Source organism: Pseudomonas sp. MF7453, from assembly GCF_016405455.1.
Taxonomy (GTDB): Bacteria; Pseudomonadota; Gammaproteobacteria; order Pseudomonadales; family Pseudomonadaceae; genus Aquipseudomonas; species Aquipseudomonas paralactis.
Window position 1 is genome coordinate 155,209 of sequence record NZ_JAEKCN010000006.1, and the last position, 10,856, is coordinate 166,064.

General features: G+C 55.5%; 5 protein-coding genes and 1 pseudogene. 5 read left to right on the forward strand and 1 reads right to left on the reverse strand.

Annotated features, from left to right (window positions below):
* Positions 1-25: 25 nt before the first annotated feature.
* From JFT63_RS11560 to JFT63_RS11580, 5 genes and pseudogenes are all read left to right on the forward strand, one after another.
* The gene (locus JFT63_RS11560; protein ID WP_057703054.1) at positions 26-919 is read left to right on the forward strand and encodes a bestrophin family protein; all 894 of its coding nucleotides are present in this window, start codon (positions 26-28) and stop codon (positions 917-919) included.
* Between the two features lie 134 nt (positions 920-1,053).
* Entirely contained in the window at positions 1,054-2,112 is a 1,059-nt protein-coding gene (locus JFT63_RS11565; protein WP_057703055.1) for a tetratricopeptide repeat protein, read from the forward strand.
* Between the two features lie 203 nt (positions 2,113-2,315).
* Positions 2,316-3,818 (forward strand): annotated as a pseudogene (locus JFT63_RS11570) (ATPase domain-containing protein).
* Complete coding sequence (locus tag JFT63_RS11575; RefSeq protein ID WP_057703057.1) at positions 3,815-5,485, forward strand: ATP-binding protein; 1,671 nt, start codon at positions 3,815-3,817, stop codon at positions 5,483-5,485. The pseudogene JFT63_RS11570 and the gene JFT63_RS11575 overlap by 4 nt, the downstream one beginning before the upstream one ends.
* Positions 5,486-5,797: 312 nt before the next feature.
* A complete protein-coding gene (locus tag JFT63_RS11580; protein WP_198843983.1) occupies positions 5,798-10,369 on the forward strand; it encodes a hypothetical protein in 4,572 nt (1,523 codons plus the stop codon).
* Positions 10,370-10,410: 41 nt separating this feature from the next.
* On the opposite strand, the gene JFT63_RS11585 is transcribed toward JFT63_RS11580, so the two are convergent.
* Positions 10,411-10,788, reverse strand: coding sequence for a response regulator (locus tag JFT63_RS11585; RefSeq protein ID WP_057703059.1), 378 nt, complete (start codon positions 10,786-10,788; stop codon positions 10,411-10,413).
* Positions 10,789-10,856: the final 68 nt, after the last annotated feature.

A 10,856-nucleotide genomic window follows, 5' to 3' on the forward strand; every position in this document is an offset into this window, starting at 1 on the left:
GCCTGCACTCTTACAGAAGCCTGCCATGATCGTTCGCCCCAAGCCCAACGTGTTGGGCATCCTGTTTTCCCTCAAGGGCTCGATTGCCAAGCGCATCGCCTGGCGCAGCCTGTTGGTCACGCTGCTGGCTTCGGTCATTGTGCTGGTGGAAACCCTGCACCCCGCTTACTTTTCCAGGGTCAACGCCACGCCCTTTACCTTGCTGGGCTTGTCGTTGTCGATTTTCATGAGTTTTCGCAATAACGCCTGCTATGACCGCTGGTGGGAAGGCCGCAAGCAACTGGGGCAAATGATCATTGAGGTACGCTCGCTGATTCGTGAAACCCAGGTGCTGGGCGACACCCCCGAACGGGCCGGGCTGCTGCATGAGCTATGCGGTTTTGCCCATGGCTTGATCGCGCATTTGCGCCATGAGGATGAGGTGCGCGCCATACAGCCCTGGGTCACCGTGCATCCGAGCCACCCCAACCTGCCCGACAGCGTGCTGCAAATGCTCGGTGCGCGGTTGTGCGTGCTCGCCCGGCAGGGTGTGATCAGCGAATGGCGCTACACGCAGCTGGAAGCCAGGTTGGTCAGCCTCAGCCAAGTGCAGGCGTCCTGCGAGCGCATCAAGACTACCCCGCTGCCCTTCCCCTATACCTTGCTGCTACACCGCACCATTTACCTGTTCTGCATCCTGTTGCCCTTCGCCATGGCCGAACCGCTGGGCTGGTTGACACCGGTGTTCACCGCGATCGTCAGCTACACCTTCTTTGGTTTGGATGCGATCGGCGATGAATTGGAGGACCCATTTGGCTTCGACGAAAACGACCTGCCGTGCGATGCCATCCTGCGCACCCTGGAGCGCGAGATTCTTGCGGCTCTCGGTGAAGCCGACTTGCCTGCTGCGCCGCAGCCAGTGGATTACGTACTGACCTGAGGGTGGCAAGCAAGCTTGCTAGCGCTCCCAAAAAAGCCTGAGACTGCTGCGCATCACCTGCGGGTTTGACACTCGCCCTGCACTGACCGAAGCTGATGGCTTTGTACTAGCCACCAAAGCTTTCGGACGCCCGCATGTCAAAGTCACGCCGTAACGCCATCATCGGCCTGTGCGCCCTGTTGTTGATCGTATCGACCCTTTGGTTTTTCTCTCGCTCCCCTCAAGCCACCGTGGCCCCCGCCATTGCCCACGGTTATTCCAAGGCGTTGAAACAGGCGCAGAACGGCGAGCCAGGCGCTGCGCGCGTGTTGTACCAACAGTTGGGGCGGCCTGATCTGTCGCCTGAGCGCCGCGCTGCCCTGCACGCCCAATTGCCCAATTACCCCAGCCCCCAAGCGTTGAAGCTGGCGGATAAGGACCTGGCCGATGAATCTGCGCTGGTACGTGAGGCGGCGATCCACAGCATCGTCGGCCTGGTGCCCACCGGCCAGCGCACACTGTTGCTTGGTCCGGTGCTGGATGATCCCGAACAGTCGGTGCGCTTTGCTGCGGCCAATGCCCTGCTCGGCCTGTCGCCAGACACCCTGGGCTTGTATTTCGGCCCCTTGCAGCAGGTACTCGACGAGTTTGTGAAAACCCTCAAGGCCCAGCCTGAAAGCGCGCAAGGCTGGATCCAGCTGGCGCGTCTGTACATCCACAGCGCCATGCTGGCTCCGGCGCAAGACGCGCTGGAGCAGGCGATGCGTCTGGAACCGGACAACCTGCAAGCAGGCGTGGCGCAAATCGAACTGCTGGACAAGCAAGGCAAAACCGAAGAGTCGCGCCAGCTGTTGGCGCAGCAATTGGCGGCGCATCCGGAGTCGGCCTATCTGCAACATGCCTTGGGCATGTGGTTGCTGCACCACGGCGAGCGCCCTTATGCTTTGCTCGGCCTGTCCAAAGCGGTGGAGCTGGAACCGAACAATCAGGATTATCGCTTTGACCTGGCCACCACCTTGCATGACCAAGACGAACTGGAAGCCGCCCAGCGCCAGTTGGAAGAGATCGTTCAGCGCCACCCGGCCAATCGCAAAGCGCGTGTACTGCTGGTCAACTACTGGAAAGAGAGTGGCCAATTGCAGAACGTCCAGGTGCTGCTGGCACAGTTGGAGCAACAGAACCCGGATGATCCGGCGCTACAGCAGGGCCTGTAGGAGCGAGCTTGCTCGCGAAAAATCCAGAACACCCTGTTTAACCAGCATACCCGCGTTATCGTTGACGTTCTTCGCGAGCAAGCTCGCGCCTTCACGGCTGCAATTGTGAAGAAACGTTGAACCGCCACAAACCGCTACGGTCAAGTGAATATGGCGCACCTTTTCGGCGCGCACCCAACTTGTACGTGACCTGAGGGCACTTCTTGTCTACATCCAATGCGCTTTTAAGTGAAAAGGCGGCCACCGGCATCGAAGGTCTTGATGACATTCTTTCCGGCGGGCTATCACGTAGCCATTTGTTTCTCCTTGAAGGTGAGCCGGGCACCGGTAAGACCACTGTCGCCCTGCACTTCTTGCAGGCAGGGGCGAAAAACGGTGAAAAATCCCTGTATATCACCTTGTCCGAAACCGAGCGGGAACTGCGCCAGGGTGCCAAGTCCCATGGTTGGGACCTGGACGACAACATCCATATCTTCGAATTGACCCCACCCGAAAGCCTGCTCAATGCAGAGCATCAGCAGAGCTTGCTGTATTCCTCCGATCTGGAGCTGGGCGAAGCCACCCGATAGATTTTCGAAGTAGTGGAACGCGTCAAACCGACCCGCGTGGTGGTCGACAGCCTGTCGGAGATTCGTCTGCTGGCGCAAAGCTCACTGCGCTATCGCCGGCAAATCCTGGCGATCAAGCACTACTTCGTGCGTTATGACGCCACAGTGTTGCTGCTGGACGACCTGACCACCGAATCGCTCGACAAAACCGTACACAGCGTGGCCCACGGCGTCATTCGTCTGGAAGAACTGACCCCCAACTACGGCGCCGAGCGCCGTCGGGTGCGGGTGGTCAAGTATCGGGGGCAGAAATACCGTGGCGGCTTTCATGATTTCACCATCATGGGCGATGGTGTGCATGTATTCCCGCGCCTGGTGGCCGCCGAGCACCGTGGAGGCTATAAACGCGAAACCATGAGCAGCGGCATCAGCGAACTGGATGCCTTGATGGGCGGCGGCATCGAGACCGGCTCCAGCAGCTTGATCCTCGGCCCGGCCGGTACCGGCAAATCGCTGATCTCGATGATTTTCGCCGCCGCCGCCGTGGAGCGCGGGGAAAAGGCTGCTCTGTTCATCTTTGACGAAGAGATGGGCCTGTTGTTTGAACGCATGAACAACATGGGCATTGATCTGGCGGCGCTGCAAGCCACCGGGAATCTGCTGATCGAACAAGTCGACGCGGCTGAACTGTCCCCCGGCGAATTTTCGCACCGGGTAAGGCGTTGCGTGGACGAACGCGGCATCAAGACGGTAGTAATCGACAGTATCAACGGTTACCAGGCAGCGATGCCGGAAGAAAATGCCCTGATCCTGCATATGCACGAACTGCTGCTGTATCTGAACCGCCGCGGCGCTGCGACCTTCATGACGGTGGCACAACACGGCCTGGTCGGCGACATGCAGACCCCGGTAGACATTACCTACCTGGCCGACACCGTCATCCTGCTGCGCTACTTCGAGGCATTGGGCAAGGTTCGCCGCGCCATTTCGATCATCAAGAAACGCACCGGCACCCATGAATCGACCATACGCGAGTACCGCATCAGCAGCCGCGGCATGACCGTCGGCCAACCCCTGGACAATTTCCAGGGCGTGTTGCGCGGCATCCCGACCTACATGGGCGCCGGTTCGCCCCTGCTCAAGGAAGAGGACGTGTGACCCCGCTGCCTTCTGCCTTCGAACGAGCCATCATCCTTGCGCCTCTGGGGCGAGACAGTTCGCTGGCGCTGATGATGCTCAAGGAAGCTGGCTACCACGGTGTGGTTGCCGGCAGTCTCGACGATTTGTGCACAGCTCTGAACGAGGGTGCGGGCCTGCTCATCATTGCGGCCGAAGCCTTGCGTGGCGTGAACATGGAGCCGTTGCTTGAGTTCCTGCACCAGCAGCCGGCCTGGTCGGACCTGCCTATCGTGTTGATGACCCATCACGGCGGCAGTGAGCAAAACGGTTCTTCACACTTGAGCGGGCTGCTGGGCAACGTGACGTTCCTGGAGCGTCCGTTCCACCCCGTGACGCTGATCAGTCTGGTCAGTACCGCCCTGCGCGGTCGTCGACGCCAATACGAGGCGCGCGACCGGCTGATCGACTTGAGCCAGAGCGAGCTGCGTTTGCAGCGCACGCTGGAGACCCTTGAGCAACAAGTGGAAGAGCGCACTGCGCAACTGCGCAACAACGAGGAAGCGTTGCGCCAATCGCAAAAAATGGAGGCCGTCGGCCAGTTGACTGGGGGTATCGCCCATGATTTCAACAATATGCTCACCGGGATCATCGGCAGCCTGGAGCTGCTGCGCAGGCGTGTGTCGCGCGGCAAGCTGGATGACCTGGATAGCCTGATCGACTTGGGCGTGACCTCCGCCAACCGTGCCGCCAGCCTCACCCACCGCCTGCTGGCGTTTTCGCGCCGCCAGTCCCTGGATTCCAAGCCGGTGGCGATCAACCAGCTCGTGACCTCCATGGGTGAGTTACTGCAGCGCAGCATCAATGAAAGCATTGCCCTCGACATGCGTCTGGACAATGCCTTGTGGACCGCCGAAGCCGATCCCAATCAACTGGAAAGCGCCCTTCTCAACCTGGTGATCAACGCTCGCGATGCCATGCCCGGTGGCGGCCGCCTGACGGTTGAAACCACTAACCGGCACTTGGACAGCGTGTTCACTGCCGCTTACGGCACGTTAAAGCCGGGTGATTATGTAGAACTGAGCGTCAGTGACACCGGCTGCGGCATCCCGGAACACTTGATGGGCCGGGTGTTTGATCCGTTCTTCACCACCAAGCCGATCGGCCAGGGCACGGGGCTTGGGCTGTCGATGATCTATGGCTTTGCTCGCCAATCCCACGGCCATGTGACCATTCATAGCGAAATTGGCAAAGGCACCACGGTGAGTTTGTTCCTGCCGCGCTGTATCGGCGAGATGAAGCCTCAGGAGACGCTCAATCCAACATCGCTACCCTTTGCCACTACCGGTGAGACCGTCTTGATCGTCGAGGATGACCCGGCCGTACGGGTGTTGGTCAGCACCGTACTCAAAGAGTTGGGTTATGGCTTCGTCGAAGCGCAGGATGCCGACTCAGCGTTGCCGATCATTGAATCAGAGCAACGTATCGATCTGATGATCAGTGACGTAGGTTTGCCGGGTATGAACGGCCGACAATTGGCGGAGATCGGCCGCCAGATTCGCCCGCAGCTGAAGGTGCTTTTCATCACTGGATATGCCGAACACGCGGCGGTACGCGGAGGGTTCCTGGACCCCGGCATGCAACTGATCACCAAGCCCTTCACCTTTGATTTATTGACCGCCACGGTGCGGGACATGATCCAGGCGTAGCCATGCACGCCGCTGTGTAATGAATTGTCATGGCGCCACGTTGAACAGATGGAATCGATGCGGTTTTTTTTCCACAAAACGTTAACGCGTTACGTATGAAAAAAAATTCAAGCGGCATCGATCAGGAGAATTCCGTCAGTGATAACGTCCTCTTCCACTGTAACCCCGTTTATTGTGCAGACCGGAGCCCCGCCTGCCGGGCTCCACGCACAAGCGCTCATCGCCTCTCCCTCACCCATGATCGAGGCACCTGTAGTCAGGGAACCCTCTGATGAAACACCTCAGGCAGCGGGCGACAGGGCCTTGACGAGGATGTATGCCAATGCGCTGAAAAATTCGATCATTGACAAACATCATCTGGATTATAAAAAGCTAAACATTGAAAACATTCCGCCGGACTCTTCTTTCGGACAATGGCGAAGGCATCTACATAACATTATTCAAAGCCGCGCAATGCTGGAGTGGTCAGTCGATAAGGGCATTGACCTATCCTTCCCCCTCAAGATCAATGCCCGCGACGGCACCCTCATTTCCGACTCGGCGGGCGGCGCTGTCAGTGTCTATGACTTTCCTGGCTGGCCTCTGCTCATCAGTGCCGCCAAGGCGCTCACGCCCTACGGCGGGGTTGTTACGGTGGGGAAAAGTGATACAGCCCAAGTGCAAGACATCGCTTTTTTTTACCACAAGCATGTGCCCATTGATCGCGCCACTCCCAAGCCCGCTCAGAAGGACATCTTGAACGCGTATGCTGAACAAGTGCTGGAAGGGCCCCCTTTCGAACCAGCCGATTTGCATAGCCCTTTCAGGGAGAGCCTGAGTCTGCAACAGACTCAACTGGGTGACTTGAATAATCGCAGGGCTGTGAGTGGTCAAATAACAGCCAGCCTTGTTGCGAAGCTGGGAAAGCTATCGAACTCCGTAGTGCCCTTTGGCACTGCCGAAGAGCGTACACAGCTTTTTGGATCGGACCAGCAGGAGGCATTGAAAAACACCGTATTTACGGTCGATCCCGCCTCATCCTATTTTCGAGAACACAACCTGATGCCAGGGGCGACCGTAAGTCTGCACCGATTTATGGAAGATCAAGGTATAGAGCTACCCACCAACTATGACCAGCTCATGGGAGTGGCCAAAGCATTGCTAAGTGTACCTGCGGTAAAGCCTGCTCTAGGAGATCTGGGCGGTGCGCTTTCCTGGCCAACGCTGTTAAGCAACGAAGATCAGCGCAAGCTTCATTCTGTAATACGCCATGATTTGAAAGATGAGCAAGACGACCACTTGCTCGCTCATTGGACCCGTAACGTTCATTGGGAGGCCGGCACCCTCAATGATGATCCTCATCAAGTACTTAACGACATTCTCAAGTCCACCAAACCACGGGTTTTGGGCATGAGAGCAAGGTCAGAACTGGGCGAAATAGCTTCGCCTGACTCTCTCATGGAGTGGATGCTTGCCGCGCTTCAAACTTCCTTGGACAGCGAAAGCGTGTTCACGAACCCGCCCGCCTCAACGAGAACCAAGGTCGCTGGATTCGACTTGGCCAGCCCCTACCTCGGGGGTAAAAGTGCATCCGCCCTACGAGGCGCCCTGAGTGATCACTTGATTCGTGTAGGAAAAGCCACGGTCCGAACCGCTCCTCTCGCTGTGTTTGTGCTGTTGTCTCGCAAGGCGCCGGCGCTCCTGGTTAAAGAAATACCTGAGGAAGTGAAATTTGGCTCGCACACCTGGGTCAGTTTCAGCACTGCGGTGGCCCGTATCGAAGCTCAGGCACCCGGCTCCACGAGCAAGATGACCTTTGCACAGGTCATGACCCGCGCTGAACAAATCCCGCTTTATCCTGAAGACAGGCTCACTGAACAGTTGGCGCAGAATGAGGCTCTGAAAGACTGGGGCGTCGTAAACGGTATCTTGGATGCCAGCGACGATGACATATATACAGACGCAAAGATGGATGAGGTACGCAACGCATTCAACGAGCAAGTGGCTGAGTTGAGCGCAGCCTCCACGACTTTTGCAACGCAGATGCCAAAGTTTCATGAAAAAGCGCTGAAACAGTTGCAGTCGCTTATGCCGAATCTATCTCTGGATGATCTTCAGGATAAATGCATAACCCGCGATACTGCCCGGTATGACTCACCTGGCCCTTATTCGGTGTTGGATTTGTACCTGACAGACAGGCTCAAACCCAGCGATATACAGTGGCGCTCAAGCAATAACAAAATCAGCCTGCCCGCCATTCGGGTGAGATTGAGTACGGAAACCTCGTCATTATCAGATCTGAAAACTGAATTTGAGCGTGAGTTTTCCGCTTACGTTGATGGCCATGAAGCAGCAATCAGTGCGCAAACTAAACATTTAATTTCATCGCTCCCCCTGGCTGACCGAAAAATGATTGAATATGGGCAGCTTACGGTGGGTCAATACTTTAAAGTTTATCGAAGCGCTACTACAGGCAATCTAAACAGTTTTGAGCAGGCGCCGGGCAGGATTTTTTTGCATAGCAAGCTCGATGAAAATACATGCACTTATGAAATAAACTGGTATGAAAATACTATTACAAAGCGCGATGACCTGAATGACATTAAAATCGCCCCCCTCCCCCCCAAAACCAGAGCGCCTATTCCAAGAGGGATGCAACTCGGCGATTCGTTTTATCTTCTCGCACCTCTTGACCCTCCCGGTAACTACACCGACAAACTACTTGATGAAAAAGATGACGCCAGGACACCCAGGAGTTTCTTCAGCGAGCGAACACGCTACATCGCGGATGCGAAGTTGAAAATTGCCGACATTCCGTCATACAAAGGGATGGCCCAAGGCATGACGACGTTCGACACTGAAGTATCGACCAATAAAAAAGTAGGTGAGTTTTTCCTGAACCTTGTTCCTTTTTACTCTGCGGTCAATAACTTCGCGCAGGGCAAAGTGGGCGAAGGTATTGCTGACCTTGCCCTTGATGTGTTCGGTTTTTTCGTTGCCTTTGGCGCAGCCGCCAAGGGGGTCAAGGCTCTGAAAGTGGGATCATCCGCATTCAAGTATTTCAAGCATGGCGCCAGGATTTTCGGTCGTGGTGCCATCGGTGCACTCAATCCGCTGGACGGCATTGGTACGCTGGCGAATGGCGTCGCGACTGCCGGAAAAAACCTGGTCAAATTAGCCGCCCGTCAAGTCGCAAAGTGGACAACGCCAGAAGCTTATAATGTGATAAAAGCGTTGAAAGGTTTTGATTCCGGCGCGATAGGAACCGCTAAAATTCATGGAGAACTCGTTGAAACTGTCGCTGCGCAGAAGAACGGAAAGTGGTATGCGATTGATACAGCTACCCGGCAACCCTACGGGCTTCCCCTCAAGGACTTCTTGCCCTCTGCACGAATAAACGTGGAAGAATTTGGTCGATGGGCGAGTGCGGCCGACCCCGGAAAAAAAATAAGCGATGAGATAGTCAACAAGTGGAAAGGCAGCGTTACAAAGCATCGGGGAACGGCGGAGTTTGATAATGGTTACTCTATCGGCGCGTCTAACAAAGTGCCTGGCCTGGATAAAGCCAATAAAATAGAAGACATTATGAAGTTGGCTGGCGACAGCACGCTCACTGCTGAGCAAGTCGGCATTATCGCAAGAAAATACGATGACATTGCGTACAGGTTTGGACGCTCCGGTTCGGCGCGGTTCATTGACAATATAGAGCCTCGCTTCGGTACCGTGATCCCGCTGCCACAAGTCGTCTATCTGACTCAGACATTACAGTTGTCCGACGGGCAGTGCGCTGCGCTGTCCAGAATAATGGCAACCGCCATGGAGCATGGAAAGGAAGCTGAGTTCATCAAAAACCTCTACACCGCGGCGGCGTTTCCCACAGACCCGGCCTCCCGAGCATTTACTCAAACATTGAGAAAGCTTCAGAACCAAGTGGGCGGACAAACCGCTTTCCATGCCGGAAAAACACCTAGGCAGCTTTCCTATAAAGATATGATAAAAGAGTTGAGTGACTCCCCCGCTCAAAAGTCGTTAATGATCGACTCGCCAGGCCATGCGATGACGGCCGGGGTCAAGGTGAAGGACGGTGAAAAGGTATTTTGGTTTTATGACCCCAATTTCGGCCTGGCAAACTTTTCGACCGCCGAAGCAATGGAGGGTGGCCTGACTCGACTTTTCCATGATAAAAAACTCAACGCTCAATATAAAACCCACAGCCTTGACAGGAATAATCTGGAGTTCAAGGTCTTTGAACATGATGATGCCTGGGTTCAAAAAAACAGTGTGTTCGGCGCTGATGTCAAAGGTTTATACGACGTACCACTGATACCTTCAGGTCTGCCACGCAGCGTTACAAACGAACAGTTGAAATTCAACTGGGAGAAACTGCACGCGAACCCCGAAAATCAGGGATTGATATGTTACGAAGCATCCATGCGCGTGGGGCAAGCTGAAAAAACTCTTTCGCCTCAGGTATACGATACCGTTCTAGCCGCCACAAATCGCAAAAGCGCCAGCAACTACTCAGCCGGTTATCTTGAACTCATGGACATCAAGCCCGACAACCTGAAGACCACTTTCAACCCTGCCGATATTACCGAGTCGGGGCTTATTAACTTCAAATACGCAAATGAAGGGGGAGATTTCGCTCATACGGTTTATATACAAAAAACCAGTAATAATGAGTTATTTCTTTTCAATACCAATAGCCCGGACCTGGACTTGGCGATGATCAAGAGTGGCAATCCTCCACAGATCAGCGGCGGAATGACCGTCTATAAACTCAGTGATGGCAACCACAAAGGTCTTCAAGACTTCATCGACGGCGTCGGCGCCAACGTCAGCTGGCAATATGCTTACACGCCTGCGAGTAAACTGAACGCAAATGTTCGCAAGGCCCAATCTTGATTGGATAAAGTGCGCGACGCCCTTACATGGCGTCGCTCATTTCAAGCCAGCAACCGCTGGATATGCTCCTGCAGCGTATCCAGATCAAACGGCTTGGCCAGAATAGGCGCATTGCGCGTGATCGGGCTGTTACAGTCGAGAATTTCCTGCGGATAGCCGCTGATAAAGATCACTTTCAATTCCGGTCGCAGTTTCAGCGCCGGCTCGGCAATCTGCACACCGGAAATCCCGCCGGGCAGCCGGTAATCGGTGACCATCAGGTCCAGGTGCGGCTTGGTCGCGAGGATTTCAAAGGCCTGCTCCCCATTGATCGCCTTCAAGACCCGATAACCCAGGCCAGCCAGGTATTCACCCAGCACAAACATAATGGATTCGTCGTCCTCGACGATCAGTACGACATCTTGCGCATCTTCACTCATGGGAAGCCTTTGTCCGGTCAATTGCTGCAGTTACGACCATGGGGTCACGCAGAGGTTGCGTCGGGCTG